19 protein-coding genes are annotated in these 17,210 nt (G+C 72.0%); 12 read left to right on the top strand and 7 right to left on the bottom strand.

Annotated elements, in window-relative coordinates:
* Window positions 1-118 precede the first annotated feature (118 nt).
* Window positions 119-673, top strand: coding sequence for a hypothetical protein (locus I5071_RS44515; RefSeq protein WP_236519509.1), 555 nt, complete (start codon window positions 119-121; stop codon window positions 671-673).
* Here the strand turns inward: I5071_RS44515 and I5071_RS44510 are convergent, their stop codons facing one another.
* Window positions 674-1,843, bottom strand: a complete 1,170-nt coding sequence (locus I5071_RS44510) for an ArsA family ATPase (protein WP_236519508.1) — start codon at window positions 1,841-1,843, stop codon at window positions 674-676. It abuts the gene before it with no gap.
* A gap of 80 nt (window positions 1,844-1,923) precedes the next feature.
* On the opposite strand from I5071_RS44510, the gene I5071_RS44505 reads away from it, so the two are divergent.
* Window positions 1,924-3,012 (top strand): hypothetical protein, encoded by a 1,089-nt coding sequence (locus I5071_RS44505; RefSeq protein ID WP_236519507.1) that lies wholly within the window; start codon window positions 1,924-1,926, stop codon window positions 3,010-3,012.
* Between the two features lie 57 nt (window positions 3,013-3,069).
* Here I5071_RS44505 and I5071_RS44500 read toward each other — a convergent pair whose 3' ends face one another.
* Window positions 3,070-3,459 carry a hypothetical protein gene (locus I5071_RS44500; protein ID WP_236519506.1) on the bottom strand — a complete coding sequence of 130 codons (390 nt, stop codon included), beginning with the start codon at window positions 3,457-3,459 and terminating at the stop codon, window positions 3,070-3,072.
* An 87-nt stretch (window positions 3,460-3,546) separates the two neighbouring features.
* Window positions 3,547-3,912: a hypothetical protein gene (locus I5071_RS44495; protein WP_236519505.1), complete on the bottom strand. Its 366-nt coding sequence runs from the start codon at window positions 3,910-3,912 to the stop codon at window positions 3,547-3,549.
* A 132-nt stretch (window positions 3,913-4,044) separates the two neighbouring features.
* Here I5071_RS44495 and I5071_RS44490 point away from each other — a divergent pair, with 132 nt between their 5' ends.
* The 4 genes from I5071_RS44490 (at window position 4,045) to I5071_RS44475 (ending at window position 8,156) form a co-directional block, all read left to right on the top strand.
* Window positions 4,045-4,908 carry a cation diffusion facilitator family transporter gene (locus I5071_RS44490; RefSeq protein WP_236519504.1) on the top strand — a complete coding sequence of 288 codons (864 nt, stop codon included), beginning with the start codon at window positions 4,045-4,047 and terminating at the stop codon, window positions 4,906-4,908.
* A 210-nt stretch (window positions 4,909-5,118) separates the two neighbouring features.
* Window positions 5,119-5,637 carry a hypothetical protein gene (locus I5071_RS44485; RefSeq protein ID WP_236519503.1) on the top strand — a complete coding sequence of 173 codons (519 nt, stop codon included), beginning with the start codon at window positions 5,119-5,121 and terminating at the stop codon, window positions 5,635-5,637.
* A gap of 68 nt (window positions 5,638-5,705) precedes the next feature.
* A complete protein-coding gene (locus tag I5071_RS44480) occupies window positions 5,706-7,052 on the top strand; it encodes a hypothetical protein (protein WP_236519502.1) in 1,347 nt (448 codons plus the stop codon).
* A gap of 96 nt (window positions 7,053-7,148) precedes the next feature.
* Entirely contained in the window at window positions 7,149-8,156 is a 1,008-nt protein-coding gene (locus tag I5071_RS44475; RefSeq protein WP_236519501.1) for a glycosyltransferase family 2 protein, read from the top strand.
* Here I5071_RS44475 and I5071_RS44470 read toward each other — a convergent pair.
* From I5071_RS44470 to I5071_RS44460, 3 genes are read right to left on the bottom strand one after another with little or no spacing between them, the layout of a single operon-like run.
* A complete protein-coding gene (locus I5071_RS44470) occupies window positions 8,140-8,703 on the bottom strand; it encodes a hypothetical protein (RefSeq protein ID WP_236519500.1) in 564 nt (187 codons plus the stop codon). The genes I5071_RS44475 and I5071_RS44470 overlap by 17 nt on opposite strands.
* Window positions 8,700-9,389: a hypothetical protein gene (locus tag I5071_RS44465; RefSeq protein ID WP_236519499.1), complete on the bottom strand. Its 690-nt coding sequence runs from the start codon at window positions 9,387-9,389 to the stop codon at window positions 8,700-8,702. Before I5071_RS44465 ends, I5071_RS44470 begins: the two co-directional genes overlap by 4 nt.
* Window positions 9,386-10,105, bottom strand: a complete 720-nt coding sequence (locus I5071_RS44460; RefSeq protein WP_236519498.1) for a FadR/GntR family transcriptional regulator — start codon at window positions 10,103-10,105, stop codon at window positions 9,386-9,388. Before I5071_RS44460 ends, I5071_RS44465 begins: the two co-directional genes overlap by 4 nt.
* Before the next feature lie 64 nt (window positions 10,106-10,169).
* On the opposite strand from I5071_RS44460, the gene I5071_RS44455 reads away from it, so the two are divergent.
* Window positions 10,170-10,925 (top strand): hypothetical protein, encoded by a 756-nt coding sequence (locus I5071_RS44455; protein ID WP_236519497.1) that lies wholly within the window; start codon window positions 10,170-10,172, stop codon window positions 10,923-10,925.
* Window positions 10,926-10,932: 7 nt separating this feature from the next.
* Here I5071_RS44455 and I5071_RS44450 read toward each other — a convergent pair whose 3' ends face one another.
* Window positions 10,933-12,450, bottom strand: coding sequence for an HAD-IG family 5'-nucleotidase (locus I5071_RS44450; RefSeq protein WP_236519496.1), 1,518 nt, complete (start codon window positions 12,448-12,450; stop codon window positions 10,933-10,935).
* 137 nt (window positions 12,451-12,587) lie between these two features.
* Here I5071_RS44450 and I5071_RS44445 point away from each other — a divergent pair, with 137 nt between their 5' ends.
* The 5 genes from I5071_RS44445 to I5071_RS44425 all read left to right on the top strand — a co-directional run bounded on the left by I5071_RS44445 (window position 12,588) and on the right by I5071_RS44425 (window position 17,203).
* On the top strand, window positions 12,588-13,523 hold the full coding sequence (locus I5071_RS44445; RefSeq protein WP_236519495.1) for a hypothetical protein: 936 nt from the start codon (window positions 12,588-12,590) through the stop codon (window positions 13,521-13,523).
* Between the two features lie 135 nt (window positions 13,524-13,658).
* Window positions 13,659-14,948 carry a hypothetical protein gene (locus I5071_RS44440; protein ID WP_236519494.1) on the top strand — a complete coding sequence of 430 codons (1,290 nt, stop codon included), beginning with the start codon at window positions 13,659-13,661 and terminating at the stop codon, window positions 14,946-14,948.
* 99 nt (window positions 14,949-15,047) lie between these two features.
* Window positions 15,048-15,461 carry a hypothetical protein gene (locus I5071_RS44435; RefSeq protein ID WP_236519493.1) on the top strand — a complete coding sequence of 138 codons (414 nt, stop codon included), beginning with the start codon at window positions 15,048-15,050 and terminating at the stop codon, window positions 15,459-15,461.
* Between the two features lie 142 nt (window positions 15,462-15,603).
* Window positions 15,604-16,557, top strand: a complete 954-nt coding sequence (locus tag I5071_RS44430) for a LysR family transcriptional regulator (RefSeq protein ID WP_236519492.1) — start codon at window positions 15,604-15,606, stop codon at window positions 16,555-16,557.
* Window positions 16,558-16,567: 10 nt separating this feature from the next.
* Window positions 16,568-17,203 carry a class I SAM-dependent methyltransferase gene (locus I5071_RS44425; protein ID WP_236519491.1) on the top strand — a complete coding sequence of 212 codons (636 nt, stop codon included), beginning with the start codon at window positions 16,568-16,570 and terminating at the stop codon, window positions 17,201-17,203.
* Window positions 17,204-17,210 lie beyond the last annotated feature (7 nt).

Genomic DNA, 17,210 nt, shown 5'->3' with positions numbered 1-17,210 from the left:
TCGCTCGAGGCTCCGTAGACCGAGGAAATGGAAGACGTCGAGCTCCGACCCGGGCCTCACACGAGCATGGTGCCGCGGGTCGCGCCGATCGCGCTACGGGGTCGCGTAGAATCGGCGGGTGGCCACCTCGACGTCGTCGCCGCCGCTGCTCTTCGTCCCGCGCATCATGTGGTTCGCGATGTTGTGCTCGCAGCTCGTCTACGTCGCGCTGCTCGCGATCCCGCTCGTCGAGGTGCAGCCGACTGCGCCCGACGACACGACGCTCGCGCTCCTGATCTGCCTCGCGATCGGCTGCGCGATCGCGTCGTTCCTCGTGCCGCCGTTCCTGTTGCGCAGCGCGATCGAGCGGCATCGGTTCGAGCTGCGCGAGGTGCCCGACCCGACCGCGCCCGTCGGGTTCCGCGGCGTGGTCCCCACGATCCGCGAGTACACCGACCCGAGCGCGGTGCGCCGGCAGGTGAGCGCGATCGCGTTCGCACCGTTCATCGTGTCCATGGCGCTCGCGGAGGCGGTGAGCGCGATTGGTCTCGTGTCCGCGTTCCTCGGTCAGCCCGCGCACGTGTGGGGCGCGTTCATCGCGACCGGCATGGTGCTCACCGCGATCCGTCTCCCGACCGACGCGACGTTCATCGGCCCGATCGAGCGCCACACCGGCGTGCCGGTGCCGCGCTGATCAGTGCGTGACGACTTCGTTCTGGCGCTCGCCGACGAGGTAGCTCGCGACGCGCGCCAGGGATCCGAGGTCGTGCACGTCGTGCTCGAGCACCGGCACCTCGACGTAGAGCGCGTCCTTGCCGCTACGGTTCTTCAGGCGATCCGCCTCGAGCCGATCCGCGACCGCGCGCAGGCGCGCGTCGTCGAGCGCGCGCCGCATGCGCGCGACCATCTTCGCCGCGTCGACGCCCTCCGGGAGGTGCGCCCTCGCCTCGGCCTCGAGCTGCGACGTCGGCGCGCTCGGCTCCGCGATCAGCTGGTGCACCTGGTTGATCACGAACGCGTCGCGACGCATGCCCGCCTCGGCGAGGCGCTCGCCGAAGTAGATCGCCTCTTCGATCGCGAGCGGCGCGGGGCTCGTCACGATCACGAACGCGACCTCGGCCGAGCGGAAGTCGCTCGCGACCTCCTGCGCGCGCGCCCGGAAGCCGCCGAAGAGATCGTTGAAGTCGGTGATGAACGCCGCGACCTCCTCGAGGAACCCGGTGCCCGTGAACTTCGAGAGCCCGCGCAGGAGGAACGCCGCGCCCTTGCCGACGAGGTTCAGCGAGAGCTTGCCCGCGCCCTCGAACGCCTGGACGAACCAGCGCATCGCCGGCGAGTCGACGAGCCCCGCGAGCCGCTCGGGCGCATCGAGGAAGTCGAGCGCGTTCGAGGTCGGCGGCGTGTCGAGGACGATCAGGTCGTAGCGCGGGTCGTTCTTCACGGCGTGGAGCTTCTCCATCGCCATGTACTCCTGCGTGCCCGCGAGCGACGTGGAGATGTACTGGTAGAGCTTGTTGCCGAGGATGCGCTCGGCGCGCTCGGGGCTCGACGCGGTGCGGCGCACCAGCTCGTCGAACGTGCGCTTGGTGTCGAGCATCATCGCGCTCAGCGCACCACGCATCGCGAGGCCCTGCGCGTCGAAGAGCGCCTTCGGGACGACCTGCTCCTCGGTCGTCATCTCGTTCAGGCCGAGGCTGTTCGCGAGGCGCTTCGCGGGGTCGATCGTCAGGCAGAGCACGCGGCGCCCGCGCATCGCGGCGTGCAGCGCGAGCGACGCCGCGGTCGTGGTCTTGCCGACGCCTCCGGACCCGACGCACACGACGACGCGGTGGGAGTCGACGACGTCTCGCAGCGAGCCAGGCATGAGGCCGGCGAGCCTAGCGCCAACCATCGCGGGGTTCCATCGCGCGCGCACCTCGTGTATGGCTCCGTGCTGCGAACGTCATGCGCCGGCTCACGCTCCCGCTCTCGATCGCGCTGCTGATCGCGTCTGCGTGCTCGGGCCCCGAGCGGCCGCCGCCCGAGCGTCCACGCGAGGAGCGCATGGACGCGGGCACACCGGTCGCCGAGGCGCCGGTCGAGGAGCCGGGGCTCGCGGTGCCGGAGGACGATCGGGCGCCCGAGGGCCCGGCGTGCATGCGCAGCGACTCGTGCGGCGCGGGCATGCAGTGCCGCGGCGCGCCGGGATGCACGAGCGACTGGGCGTGCGGCGAGGCGCGCGAGTGCATGGACGAGAACGTCGCGTACTGCGACTGCGACGGCGCGACGTTCTACGCGCGCGGCGGATGTCCGGGGAAGCCCTACGCGCACGTCGGGCCCTGCGAGGCGATGGGCGAGCTGATCGCCGCGGGCACCGAGCTCGGCATCCACGACTACGACGAGCCGCCGACGACGCAGGACCGCACCTGCGAGTCGAGCTCGCAGTGCGGGCGCGGGCTCACGTGCTTCGGCATCGCGGGGTGCAGCACCGACTGGACGTGCGTGCGGGCGCGCGGATGCACCCGCGATCGCGCGGCGTTCTGCGGGTGCGACGGGCAGACGTTCCACGCGAGCTCGACGTGCCCGGGGCGTCCGTTCGTGCACCGCGGCGCTTGTCGCGAGGCGATCGCGCGCGCCGAGGAGCCCGACGCCGGTGCGCCGATCGCGACCCGGGAGCGCGACGCGGGCGTGGCGATCGCGAGCCGAGAGCGCGATGCCGGAGCGCCGATCGCGAGCCGGGAGCGCGATGCCGGCGCAGCGACGAGCGTCGCGATGTCGATCCCCGAGGAGCCCGCGCCGCGCCGCGGCGAGCGCTCCTGCCGCACCAACCGCGACTGTCCGGGGAACCAGGTGTGTCAGGGACCCGCGGGATGCGGTATGGAGTGGACGTGCGGTCGCCCCGAGCGCGCCTGCGTGCGGGACACCCAGGTGTTCTGCGACTGCGAGGGCCAGGACTTCCGCGCGAGCATGTTCTGCCCGGGTCGGCCCTATCGACACCGCGGGTCGTGCGAGATCGATCGTCTGCTCGATCTCAGCGGCGCCGCGGTGCGCTGAGCATTCCGGGGGAGGCTGCGCGCCTCCCCTCTCGACCCGGCCCGCTCGCGAGCAGTCTCACTCCGCGTCGACGGCCACGCAGAAGCGCTGGACGTCGGTGTCGCGGACCTCGACCTCGAGCTCCATCTCCGCGAGATCCTCCGCCGACACGCAGCGGTAGCCGTCGTCCTCGCGGCAGTCCCCGCTGCTCCCGCACCGACGCATGCACGCGACGATCGCGCGGCGCGCCGGCTGCGGGTTGAAGCGCACGCACACCGAGTCGTCGGGGCAGCGATCGGGCTCGCAGTCGAAGACCGTGCAGTACCCGCCGGGCTGCGCGATGTCGCACAGGCGATCGCCGTTGATCGAGCAGTTGCTGGCGCTCGAGCACGAGTCGCCGATCTGCGGGGCGCACGCGGCGGCTTGGGCCGCGACGAGCGCGAGGATCACGGAGCGAAGGAAGCGCACGGGGCGCGCAGCATAGAAGACCCGCTCTCGGCGCGCCACGCTCGCTCCTTCACCCACGAAAGCCCGAGATCTCCTTCCGCGCGTCCATCAATTCGCGGCGAGGATGCGCTCGACGCCGCGGAGCGACGTCGCGAGGAGCGCATCGCGCGCGACGGTCCCGCCGATCGACGCGAGGTAGAGCGGCTGGCCGTGCACGCGCATCGTGCGCACCGCGACGTCGGCCCCGCGGAGCAGCGGCGGCATCGGCATCGAGATCGTCCGACCGAGCAGCGGCGCGATCGCCGCGAGCTCCTCGCACACCGCGCGATCCCCCGACTCCGCGAGCGCGATGCCCGCTTCGTCCGCGAGCACCAGCGCCTCGAGCCGCGCCTGGTCGCGCGCGTGATCGATCTGGTAACGAAGCGCGAGCTCGCGCTGCTCGCTGCGGCGGATCCGGCGTTCGACGATGCGCATCATGCTCCTATCGGCCCGCGCGGAGCCGTGTGGTTGGATGTAGGCGAGTCTACCGGCTCGGCCCTCGGCGCCCAAGAAAGAGACGTGGTCATCGATCGACGGGACGACGCCGTGCGCACAGACTCGCCCGCCGTGTCGTCCGGCCGGGATCCCAGCGTCGCAGCGCTCACCTACGCGAGCATCGCCGGCAGCTTCGCGATGTCGATCGCGCTGCTGGTCGTGCACTTCGCGTTCGGCAGCCAGCTCGCCCTCGCGCAGGCCGCGGACTCGATCTCGGACATGCTCGCGGGGGCCGCGCTGGTGTGGGCGGTGCGCCAGGCCGCGCAGCCCGCCGACGACGATCACCCGCTCGGTCACGGGCGCGCCGAGCCGCTCGCGGCGCTCGTGGTCGCGGTGCTCGCGGGGGTGCTCTCGGTCGAGGTGCTGCGGACGGCGGTGGTCGCGCTCGCGACCGGGGCGGAGGCCGAGCTCGACTGGCCGGTGGCGGTCGCCTTTCTCACGAAGGTCGTGTTCAAGGGCGCGATCTCGATGCTCGCCTCGCGCGCCCTCGCCCGCCGGGCCAACCCCGCGCTCGACGCGCTGCGGGTCGACGCCCGCAACGACGTCCTGGTCGGCTCGGTCGCGCTGATCGGGTACGCCCTGGCGCGCTGGCAGATGCCGAGCGTCGACTCGGTGCTCGCGATCGTGATCGCGATCTACGTGGGGTTCGCGGGGGTGCGCCTCGCGCGCGAGAACGTCGGGCTGGTCATGGGCGCAGCTGCGCCCGCGGACCGCCAGCGCGAGCTCTCGCGGATCGCGGCGAGCGTCGAGGGCGTGCGCGCGATCGACGAGCTGCTCGCGACGTGGTCGGGCGCGTCGCTGCACCTCTACGTCGAGATCGCGGTGCCTCGGGAGATGACGCTCCACGCGGCCCACGACATCGCGCACGCGGTCCAGGCGCGGCTCGCCCGCGAGGACGACGTCGCGCGCGTGGTCGTCCACGTCAATCCCGCCTAGGCGCGCCCCCCGTGCGCGCGCGGGGACTCGCGTGGAGCACGACGGGGTCTGCGATCCCCGCGGAGAGCACCGATGGCTCCGCCGATCGGAGCACCCACGGCTCCCGTTTCGCGATTCTGCGCACATTCCGCTGGGATCGTGAGCGGTACGCCGCCTGCACTGGGCCGCGGCCGCTGCGCAGGACGCGCGGAGGAAGAGGAAGGAGCTCGGATGGCTGGCACCGCCCTGACGAGGATCGTCGCGCTCGCCACGATCATGATCGCGCCCGCGATGCTCACGGCATGCGCCGGTGACCTCCAGAACCCCGAGCGCTTCGGGCTCGGCGGCACCGACGCGGGCGGCGGCGGCGGAGGCCAGGACGGAGGCGCTCCGCCGACCGACGAGGACTCGGGCACGCCCGGAGCCGACGCCGGCGGCGGCGGTGGCCTGAACTGGGCCGACGTGCTCGCCGAGAACTGCGCGGGCAGCGGCTGCCACGGCGCGTCGTCGCCCGCGCTCGGGCTCGACCTCGTGAGCGCCGGGGCGCGCGATCGCGTCGTGAACATCGCCGCGACGGGCTGCGCCGATCGCATCCTCGTGGTGCCGGGCGATCCCGACGCGTCGTACCTCCTCGAGAAGATGGAGTCGGCGACGCCCGAGTGCGGTGGGCGCATGCCGCTCCTCCGCGGCTCGCTGAGCGACGAGCAGCTGGCGGCGGTTCGCACGTGGATCGCGGGCCTCAGCCCGTGACCTCCGCGATCGCCATCGAGAACGTGACCGGGACGAAGACGACGACGCCGAGGACGAAGGGACGACCCATGCGGAACGCGCTGACCCATGTCTCCACCACGATCGGGCTCGCCGCCGCGCTCGCGGCGCTGGTGGGCTCGCTCTCTCCGAGCACGAGCGAGGCGCAGGACCGCCGCGCGATCGTGCTCGACTTCTCCGGCCCCGGCGCCGACGCGGCGCGCACCGAGGTGGTGCGCTCGCTCGAGGGCGGCGGCTGGGACGTCGCGAGCAGCTCCGAGGTGCAGCGCGCGGCGACGCGCCTGGGCGCGGATCCAGCGTCGCCCGAGGTCGCCGGCGAGATCGGCGCGCGCGCGATCGTCGAAGGGCGCGTGACGCGGCGCGGCCGGCGCTTCCAGCTGCGCGTGACCGTGAGCGACGCGTCGAGCGGCGCGCAGCTCGCGGAAGAGACGTTCTCGGGGCGCGGCGCGGGCCGCCTCCGCTCGCAGGTGCGCAGCCAGCTCTTCGATCGCATCGGCTTCTCGATGTCGCAGGGCAACGTGCCCGGGCGCGCGTCGTCGGGCGGATCGTCGTCGCGCGCGTCGTCGCGCGACATGAGCGACATCGAGGACGAGGCGCCGCCGGCGCTCTCGCGCCGCGGTGGTGACGCGGACGACGGCGAGGAAGAGAGCGAGTCGAGCTCGAGCCGCGGCAACGCGAGCGGGCCGCAGCTCTCGCCGCTCTGGGTGGCGATCGGCGCGTCGGGCTTCTCGCGCGACTACTCGTACAACGACGACATCTTCCTGACGCTGCGTCCCTACCAGCTCCCGATCGGGTGGACGCTCCGGGCGCAGGCGCGGTGGTACCCGGGCGCGCACTTCACCCAGGACTTCCTCGCGAACATCGGCGTCGAGCTCTACCTCGGCGGCGCGCTCGGCATCCAGTCGCGCCAGCGCGACGGCACGACGTACCCGACCGACTCGATCGACATCCGCGGCGGCGCGGATCTGCGCATCCCGCTCGCGCCGCTCGAGCTCGGCATCGGCCTCGGCGGCGGCATCCACACCTTCACGCTCGGCGCGTCGAGCGGCGGCAACACCGCGGCGCTGCCGAACGTCGAGTACCAGTTCGTGCGTCCCGCGGTGCGTGCGCGCCTCGACGTCGGCGCGGGCATCTACACCGAGGCGTCGTTCGGATGGCGCGTGCTCACCGGGACCGGCGCGCTCGGGACGTGGTTCCCGCGCAACTCGGGCACCGGCATGGACCTCTCGGCGCACCTCGGCTGGGAGAGCGACATCGGCGTCGGCGTGCGCGCCGGCTTCGAGATGACCCGCTACTGGTTCTCGATGAACCCCGAGCCCGGCGACACGTACATCGCGGGCGGCGCGGCGGATCAGTTCCTCGCGGGCTCGGTCGACCTCGTCTGGCGCATGCGCTGATTCGCTCGATAGGCGCACTCGAACGAGCCCGGCCGGGGAATTCCCCGGACCGGGCTCTTCTCGTCGTGACCGCGCAGGTGCCTACATCTCTCGAGCATGGGTGGTCTCGCCGAGGTCGGGTGCGTCCTGATCGGGCGCAACGAGGGCGTGCGTCTCGTCCGCTGCTTCGACTCCCTGTCCGCGCTGCTCGCGCCGGGTGACGGGACACGCGTCGTCTACGTCGACTCGGGCTCGACCGACGGCAGCGTCGCGGCGGCGCGGGCGCGTGGGATCGAGGTCGTCGAGCTCGACGGCTCGGTGCCGTTCACCGCGGCACGCGCGCGCAACGCAGGCGTCGAGCGACTGCTCGAGATCGCGCCCGCGCTGCGCTACGTGCAATTCGTCGACGGCGACTGCGAGGTGATGCCGGGCTGGCTCGAGACCGCGCGCGCGCGGCTCGATGCGGATCCCGAGCTCGCCGCGGTGTGCGGGCGGCGTCGCGAGCGCAGGCCCGACGCGAGCGTGTGGAACCGCATCACCGACGTCGAGTGGGACACGCCGATCGGCGACGCGGCGGCGTGCGGCGGCGACTCGATGATGCGCCTCGACGCGTTCCGCGCGGCCGGTGGGTTCGACGCGACGCTCATCGCGGGCGAGGAGCCCGACCTCTGCGCGCGGATGCGCGATCTCGGGTGGCGGATCGAGCGCGTCGACGCGGAGATGACGCTGCACGACGCGGCGATGACCCGCGCGTCGCAGTGGTGGAAGCGATGCGTGCGATCGGGGCACGCGTCGGCGGAGCACGCGTCTCGTCGCGCTCGGGTGCGCGGTGCGCGCGCGCGCAGCGCGGAGAATCGCATCTGGCTCTGGGGCGCGATCGTCCCCGCGGCCGCGGCCGGGCTCGCGGTGCCCACGTTCGGCGCGAGCCTCGCGCTGCTCGGCGGATATCCGATCTCGGCGTGGCGCGCCTATCGCGCGACGCGCCGGCGCGGGCGACATCGTCGCGATGCCGCGACGTACGCAGTGGCGATCACGATCGCGAAGTTCGCGGAGCTGCAGGGCGTGCTGCAGTTCCATCGCGCGCGCCTGCGCGGCGAGCGCGTGCGTCTCATCGAGTACAAGTGAGCGGCACGTGCGCGGTGCGCGCCTCGCGCTCGAGCGTGAAGAAGCTCGGCGTGTCGATGGTGCGCCCGAGGGCCGCGAGGTACGACCAGCCGAGCAGCAGATCCGCGTCGCCCGCGCGCAGCGCGACGATCGGATCGCGCAGGCGCGAGAGCGGACCGATCGCCCGCGCGCTCAGGCCGCCGTAGTCGAGCAACAAGCCGCGATCGAAGCCGTGGGGCACGCCGCGATCGCGCGCCGGCACGACGCGGAAGTGCCCGAACGTCACCGGCTCGCCGCGGCGATCGCGCTGGGGCTCGCTCGGCGCGCCGCGCTGGGTCGTGCCGTCCTGCACGAGCCGCACGTTCCACCCGCGCATCACGCCCGCGTCGTCGCGATGGAAGCACTTCTGGAAGGTCTTCCAGGTCACGCGATCGACGATCGCCGGCATGCCGAGGCTCGTGCCGCGATAGCTCCATCCCGCGAGCGCGTCGGGATCGATCGGGTGTCCGTCGCGCAGCAGCGCGCGCCACTCCGCGGGCCCCATCGCCCAGACGTCCTCGACCTTCATGCGTGCACCCCGTGCGCGATCGAGTAGCGACCGCTCGCCCACAGCGAGAGCGTCTCGCTCGGGGTCTCGGGCTGTCGCGCGCACCACGCGAGGTACGCGCGGAACGTGATGTCGGGATCGTCCGCCGTGCCCGCGTCGAGCTCGAGCTCTCCCGCGATCGCGCGCTCGACCGCGTCGAGCAGCTGCTCGTGATAGCCCTCGAAGACGCAGAGATCGCGCAGCCACGGCGCGCGCGGATCGCGCCCCTCGACCACCTCGCGCGCCGCATCGCGCACCCGCTCGAGCCAGCCGGGGTGCGCGGCCGCGAGCAGCTCGAGGTCGTAGACGAGCTGCCATCCGTCGTGGTGCGCACCGAGCAGATGACGCAGCACGCGCTCGGGCGAGCTCGCGAGGCCCGAGTGGTCGAGCGGCGCGATCGCGCGCTCCCGCACGAGGAACGGGAAGCGCAGCGGGCGCCACTGGAGCAGGCGCGCGCGCCACGTGGCGCGCACCGGATGCGTCGCGCAGGTGCCGATCGTCTCGCTCCGGAAGAGCACGCGATGCTGCATGCGCAGCACGCCGAGCTGGATCTGCCAGAGGTTCGGCGTGCGCGAGTGGAGCCCCGATCGCGCGACGCGATCCAGCGCGGCGGCGATCGGGCGCGGCGCGATCATCAGCGCGGACCAGGGTGGAAGCGCGTTCGTCATGTCTTCCTCTTGCGGCGGGGTGATCCGAGGCGCGCGAGCGTGCGCGCGTCGCGCGCCTCGAGCGCGGCGACGACTCCCTCGATCGCGTCGCGGCGCGGGTGCTCGAGCCAGACGAGCAGCGCCCGCCACGCGAGCACGCTCTCGCGCGCGTCGACGTAGATCGCGTCGCGCAGGCGCGGCGCCCCGGCGAGGATCGACGCGACGGGGTTCAGGCAGAGCTGCAGCACCGCGCTCTCGGTCGCCTCGAGGATCGCGGCGATCACCTCGAGGTCGCGCGACGCGATCACCTCGAGCGCTTCCCCGCCGTCGATCGCGAGCTCGAGCGCGTCGACCGCCGCGGCGATGCGCGCGCGAGCACGCGCCGACGTGCCCTCGGCGAGCCGCTCGAGCACGCCGCGCGCGAGATGGCGCCGCACGAGCAGGAGATCGGCGGCCTCGCGCTCGAGGCGCGCCCCGGTCGCGAGCGAGACCAGGTCGCGCAGCAGATCGGGGCCGCCGTGGGTGCGGAAGTCGCGGACCTCGTAGCCGCTTCCCTGTCGCGCATGGACGAGGCCGGCCGCGGTGAGGCGCGCGAGCGCGGTGCGCAGGGTCGCGCGGTGCACGCCCATGCGCGCCGCGAGCTCGCGCTCCGGAGGCAGGCGCGAACCGGGCGCGAGCTCGCCCCGGAGGATCGAAGCGCGCAGGGCGTCGGCGGTGGTGTCGATGGTCGTCGACATTGGTCGGACCAATTGGTTGGACCAATTCACGACGCGCGTCAACCCCCGCGCTACGCTCACGCGCGTGGACGACACCCTCGCGCGCGACGTCGCATCGCGCATCGAGCGACGATGGCCGCACCTGCGCGCCGAGGTCACGAGCGTCATCACGATCACCCTGCGGATCGGCGTGCGCTCGGTGCACATCCGGCTCGAGGGCCTCCGCACACACCTCGCGACGTGCCCCGGCGATCGCGAGCGCGACCACACGATCTCGATGTTCCTCCAGACGATCGCCGACGCGGTCGAGCCGCCACCCGAGCGCGCGGAGGACGTCATCGCGACGCTGCGCTCCCGCGAGCTCGTGCAGCTCGCGCTGCGTGGCTGCATCTCGCGACCGTTCGCGGGCGATCTCGCGCTCGTCTACGGCGTGGATCGTCCCGCGTCGACGATGTTCCCGGTGCCCGAGATGCTGGCGTCGCTCGGGCTCGGTGATCCCGCGCGCCTCCACGAGGTCGCGCTCGCGAACCTCCGAGCGCGCCTACCGCCCGCCGATGCGTTCGAGGATCTCCCGGGCTCGCCCGGCGTCTACGTGCGCGACGTCGGTGATCTGCACGAGTGCGATCGCCTGCTGCTGAGCGAGCAGTGGCCGGTGATCGAAGAGGCGCTCGGCGGGACGATGCTCGCGTCCGCGCCCGCGCGCGGCGTGTTGCTCATCGGCGCGCTGCCGCAGGTGGATCGCCTCTTCGACGCGACGCACGCGATCGCGATGCGCCATCCCGACCCGCTCGGCCGCGCGATCCTGCGATGGACCCACGACGGCTGGCGCGTGAACCTCTGATCCGAGCTCAGTCGACGCCGCCTTCGGGGCCCGAGTCGTGGGGGAGCGAGCCGCGCGGCGAGCGCAGATAGACGAACGGGGTCGAGTACAGGAAGTTCGAGACCCGCGACGTGTACACGTCCGCGTGCCGCTCGATCTGCCGCGCGAGATGGCTCTTGTCGTTCCCGGTGCGCAGCAAGAGGCCCCACCGGCTGCTCACGAGCTCGCCCGACTGCCGTGCGAGCGGCCCGATGCGCTCGTCGAGCGCGACCAGCTCCGCGCGCAGCTCGCGCATGCGGGCCCGCAGCGCGCCGATCGTCACGCCCTCGGGCACCGGCCCGTAGCCCTGCTCGAGCCGCTGCAGCACGAGGCGGAGCTGCGAGTACCGGTGCTCGAGCAGCTCCTTGTCGTGCATGCGCGCGCTCAGCTCGCGCTGCACCGGCTTGAACGACTCGAGCGCGGCGAGCTCGCCCTCGAGGTCGCGCAGCACGAGACAGGTTCGCCAGCGATTGACGCTCTTGCTGACGTTCACGTCGGCGAAGATGTGATCGCCCACGAAGAGCAGCGACTCACCGGGGATGCCGAGGCTCGACTCGACGAGCCGCGCGTTGCCGCCGAGGTACGCCTTGCCGAGCTGCAGCTTGCCCTGCACCGGGAAGAGCCGTCCCGCCTCGTCGAGCACCTCGAACGCCGGCATGCGCTCGGTGAAGAACGCGGGCTTGCGCGCGGCGACGATCACGAGGTCGAAGAGGTCGCGCCAGGTCTGCCCCTCGGGCATGTAGCGATCGAACGCGTAGCGCATCATCGCCTGCGTGTAGTGCCACTCGGAGTTCGTGATGATCACGAGCTTCTTGCCGGCGGCGCGCAGGTCCTTGAGCGCGAGCGGGAGCTCCTCGTCGAGCTGCACGTACTGCTCGGGCGCGGCGATGATCTCCGCCTTGAGCTCGCCCTCCATGTGCGTCGCGTCGAGGCTGCGGCGCACGACCTCGTAGAGCTGCAGGTAGCTCATCACGCCCTCGCCCGCGGGATCGGCGGGGTCGACACCGGGCGACGAGAGCCGCTGGACGTGCAGCTTGCCCTCGTCGAGCAGGTCGACGAGCTGCGCGAACATGCACGCCTCGCTCAGCGAGAAGAGCGTGTTGAGGAACATCCAGCGCTGGTCGGCGAGATCGACGACGGTGCGCTCGTACGCGGCGCGCTGGTCCTCGAAGGACATGATGCGCGTGCCGTGCGCGGCGCGCTTCACGTAGCCGAAGCGGTTCGCCTTGACGAGGTTGCCACGCGGCACGTCGAGGATGAGGCCTAGCGCGGCGATGTCGGGATCGAACTCGAGGTGGTCGATCGGGAACCCACGCGCGACGAGCCGGCGCTTGAGGTGCTCGTACGCGCGCTGCTCCCAGACGTGCACGTGGTAGTGCACGAGCGTGTAGTCCATGTCGAAGCCGATCGCCTCGATGCCGCGGAAGTTCAGGGTGCGGTTGCAGAAGACGCGGCGGGGAGAAGGCGGGAGCTCGGCTCGCTCCAGCGCGGAGAGCGCATCGGACATGCGGCTACTGCTAGCACGTCGCGCGCTCGCGACGGCGCATCGCGAGGTGGTCTGCGCACACGTCGCGTCGAGCGCGGGGAAATTCTCCGCCACACGCGCTCTTTGGATGCACCTGATCGTGTCGATGTGCGGCTCGCATGAACGTTCCACGTCGCTCGTCGGGGCAGCGCTTCGTGGCGTACGCGCGGAAGAACATCGGCTACATGAGCCGCGATCCCAGCTTCTTCTGGATGAAGACCCTCGCGCGCTTCCAGGCGGTGCGCGCGCTGGCGAGGCGGAGCGACGTGCGCGCGCTCGGGAGCGGCGAGCGCGCGACGGACGCGTCGTGCCTGACGCTCACCGGCGGCATCGACGACGCGCTCGCGGCGCTCGACGACGAGGGCTACTACGTCGGCCTGCGTCTCGCGCCCGAGGTGATCGCATCGCTGCGCGCCGCGGCCGGCGATGCGCCCTGCTACGCGGACCGCGATCCCGCGCTGCCGTTCCGGGTCGATCAGCGTGCGGCGCTCGAGGCGCGCCTCGGCCGTCCGGTGCGGCTGGCGAGCTACTTCGACCAGCAGGAGACGTGGCCGGCGTTCCGCGCGCTTCGCGACGATCCGCTGCTGCTCGTGATCGCGCGCGCGTACCTCGGGCGCGAGCCGGTCCACCTGCGCAGCGAGCTCGCGTGGAGCTTCCCCACGAGCAGCGGGACGCTCGCGGAGCGCACGCGCGACGCGCAGGTCTTCCACTGCGACATCAACGACTACCGCACGCTCAAGGTCTTCTTCTACCTGAGCGATGTCGACCCGGGCGCCGGGCCGCACGCGTACATCCGCAGGAGCGGCCGGAAGCGCACGTTCGCGCATCAGCTCGCAGGACAGCGCGTCTCTGCGATCCCCGAGGCGTCGCTCGTCGCGACGTACGGCGCGAACGAGGTCGTGACGGTGTGCGGGCCCGCGGGCACGGGCTTCCTCGGCGATCCCTACACGCTGCACCGGGGCACCACGCCGACGGGCACGAGCCGCTTGTTGCTCCAGATCGAGCTCGGCGTTCGTCGCTACCGCACCTGGTACTTCGAGCCGCCTTCGCTGTGACGCGCGCCGAGTGGGACGGTCGCATGGGACCGTCCCACTCGCGCTCGGGCGATGCGCACAAAATTCTAGGATTTTCGCCCAGGAACGGCCCGTGCTGAGGACGCCCCGCCGCACACGCGGAGGAGGTGTCTCGCGATGGAACGTCGAACCTGGAAGGTGTGTCTCCTGGCTCTCGCGCTCGCTGCATGCGGCGGCGGGAGCGCCGATCCCGACGCCGGCACGACGAACGACGCAGGCGCGCGCGACGCGCAGCCGAACGGCGGCGACGGCAGCACCGACGAGCCCGACGCGAGCACGAGCGCGGGCGCGCTCACGTGCACGACCGGCTCGTTGCTCTCCGGCCACCCCGAGCACGACGCCGAGCCAGGCGTGCACGCGAACGATGGCGATCCGCTGCGCGGCGTCGAGGGTCGTCCCCTCGGGTGGCGCGAGCCGATCTTCGTCGGCGATCGCGTGGTGACGGTCGTCGGTCAGGAGGTTTGGGCGAGCGATCTCTCGGAGGCGAGCCCGACGGTGCATCGCGTCGCCGGCGTCGACAGCACGAGCCAGCAGCTGCTCGACGGCCCGTGCGCGAGCGCGCGCTTCGCGAACCTGCAGGACCTCGCGGCCGACGCCGAGGGCTCGCTCTTCGTCATGGACCAGACCGGCAACGCGGTGCTGAAGATCACCGATCCCTTCGATCCGAGCGCGTGCGAAGTGCACTTCTGGGCGGGCACCAGCGTCGACACGACCGACATCACGCCGGTGTCTCCGCCGAACGTCGGTGAGACCGAGGGACCGGGCGCGACCGCGCAGTTCGCGCTGCCGGGCCGCATGACGATCGACCAGCGCGGCGACCTCTACGTGTGGGACGAGGGCAACGCGTCGATCCGCCGCATCGCGAACGACGCGGCGCACACGGTGTCGACGCTCGCGAGCGTGGAGAGCACGTACGACGGTCGCGCGCAGGACGTGATCGTCGACTCGATGCTGGTGCTCGATGGCGTGCTGTACCTCTACGCGCACGACACCGCGAACCAGGTGATCCTCGAGGCGGTGCGACTGTCCGACGGCACCAAGAGCGACGTGCTGCGCGGGCGCGCCGACGTGCTCGGCTTCGACTCGAGCGCGTCGCTGCAGGTCGGCGGCATGACGACCGACGGCGAGGAGCTCTTCGTCTACTTCAAGGGCCTGATCTTCGGGGTGACGCTCGAGGGCGCGACGCGCATCGTCGCCGGGGACGAGGACGCGCGCAGCACGATCGAGTTCGAGAGCGGCTACGACCCCGCGGTGCCGCACCCGGTCGACGAGCTGCACCTCGCGAACCGCGCGCAGTACACGACGGCGGGCGCCGACTCGTGGCTCGCGATCGACGAGAACGACGACCTCTACTTCGTCGGCTCGGTGCTCGATCCCTACGTCGTGCGCATCGACTGCAGCCGCTGAGCACGTCCCGGGCCCCGCTCGATCGCAGCATCCCGCGCGCGCATGCCCGCGCGGATGCTGCGCTCGACATCCGGAGCGCGCCGGCGGAGGCTCGCGTCGATGTGGTACTTCGCCATTCCGAAGGAGGCCTCTGCGAGCCTCTCCGGACTGCACGCGCGGCTCGCCCGCCACCCGCTCCCGGCGGAGCTCCGCGTCGAGCTGGATCGGAACGCGCGCGAGGCCCATGACGGCGGCTCCGCCGGCGCGCTCCTGGTGCACGGCCCCGCGTACCGGCTCGTGATCGTCGAGCGCACGAAGCGCGGCACCGGTGGCGAGAACGCGGGATTCTTGGCCTCGTGCGGGCAGCGCCGTCCGGCCGCGGGAGCGTACCCGCGACGTTGGGAGATGTACGAGCGCGATCCCGACGACGCTCACGGGAACGTCTTCGCGTGGGCGCTCGACTGCATCCGCGACGAGGCGCCCGAGGGCATCGGCTTCGACCCGCGCTCGAACGTCCTGCTCGGGTCACGGTAGGCGAGCCACGTCGGGGGATGAATCTCGGAGATTCGCCGGGTGGATCAAAATCCAGGGGTCGAATCTCGGAGATTCGCCGACCGATTCTAGAATCGCTGGTCGAATCTCGAGCTGACGGGAGAGGCAGTACACTGCGTGCGTCGTGGACTGGGACGACGTGCGACATTTCCTCGCGCTCGCCCGGGCGCGCTCGGTCCGCGCCGCGGGCGCCGCCCTCGGAGTGAGCCACTCGACCGTCGCGAGGCGCGTCGAGGCGCTGGAGGCGCGGCTCGGCGTGAAGCTGTTCGACCGCTACCGCGACGGCTACCTCTTGACCGACGCGGGCACCGAGATGGTCGCCGGGGCGGAGCGCGTCGAGCGCGAGATGGCGGCGCTCGAGCGGGGCGTCGCGGGTCAGGACGCGCGTCTCGAGGGCGCGATCCGGGTGACGTGCACCGACCCGTTCATCGCGAAGATCCTGGTCCGCAGCCTCGCGCCGCTCTGCGAGCGACAACCGGGCATCGAGCTCGAGCTGAGCGCCGACGCGAAGTACCTGGATCTCTCGAAGCGCGAGGCCGACGTCGCGCTGCGCGCGCTCGCGCTGGGCGCGTCGCCACCCGAGCATCTGATCGGACGTCGGCTCGTCCCGATCGTGCTGTGCAACTACGTCGCGAAGGCGCACGCCGACAGGCTCGATCCCGATCGCGGGGGAGGTCCGGTGCGCTGGCTCGGCTCCAACCTCGACAAGGTCATGCAGGAGCTGGTCGGATCGTCGAGCCATCCCGGCGTGCCGCTCTGGGGCACGTTCGAGTCGATGGCCGTGATGATCCAGGCGGCGCATGCGGGCCTCGGCCTGATCATGGTGCCGACGTACGCCGGAGATCCCGACCCCGAGCTCGAGCGCCTCGCGAAGCCCGATCTCCGCCACGTCGGCGACTTCTGGCTCCTCGGCCACCGCGACCTTCGCGACAACGCGCGACTTCGCGCGGCGCGCGAGGTGCTCACGCGAGGACTGCTGGAACGTCTGCCGCTCTTTCGCGGAGAGGGCGACGGGTGGTCCGAAAACGCGACGCTGCGTTCCGAAGTCGCACCGAGCGCGCGCCGAGCGCGGTCGTAGAGTCGATTCGATGCAGACGACGAGCGCCGACGCGAAGTTCTGGGACGACATCGCCGAGAAGTACGCGGCCAAGCCGGTCGACGACGTGCCGGCGTTCGAGCGCAAGAAGGCGATCACGCGCGAGCACCTACGGCCCGACGCGACGATCCTGGAGATCGGATGCGGCACCGGCTCGCTCGCGCTCGAGATGTCGCGGCACGCCGCGCACGTGCACGCGATGGACATCTCGACGGAGATGATCCGGATCGCGAACCGGAAGAAGGAGTCGCAAGGCGTGACGAACGTCTCCTTCCACGTGGGCACGCTCGACGGCGGCAGCCCGTTGGGCGCGGCGAAGGTCGACGGCGTCTGGGCCTACTCCATCCTGCACCTCGTGCCGGATCGGAAGCGCACGCTGCGCGCGCTCTTCGAGCTCCTCGAGCCGGGCGGCGTCTTCATCTCGTCCAACGTCTGCCTGGGTGATTCGTGGGTCCCCTACGGCGGCCTCCTCGCGGTCATGCGCTGGCTCGGCAAGGCGCCGGCGGTGCGCATCTACGATCGCGCGACGATCGTCCGCGAGATGAACGACGCGGGCTTCGTCGACGTGGAGGAGAAGGACGTCGGCGCCGAGCGCACGGTGGCGTTCCTGGTGGCGCGAAAGCCGTGACGCTCGA

Source organism: Sandaracinus amylolyticus, from assembly GCF_021631985.1.
GTDB lineage: Bacteria > Myxococcota_A > Polyangia > Polyangiales > Sandaracinaceae > Sandaracinus > Sandaracinus amylolyticus_A.
Note: the sequence above shows the minus strand (reverse complement) of the source record. Positions and strands in the feature narration are given on the sequence as shown.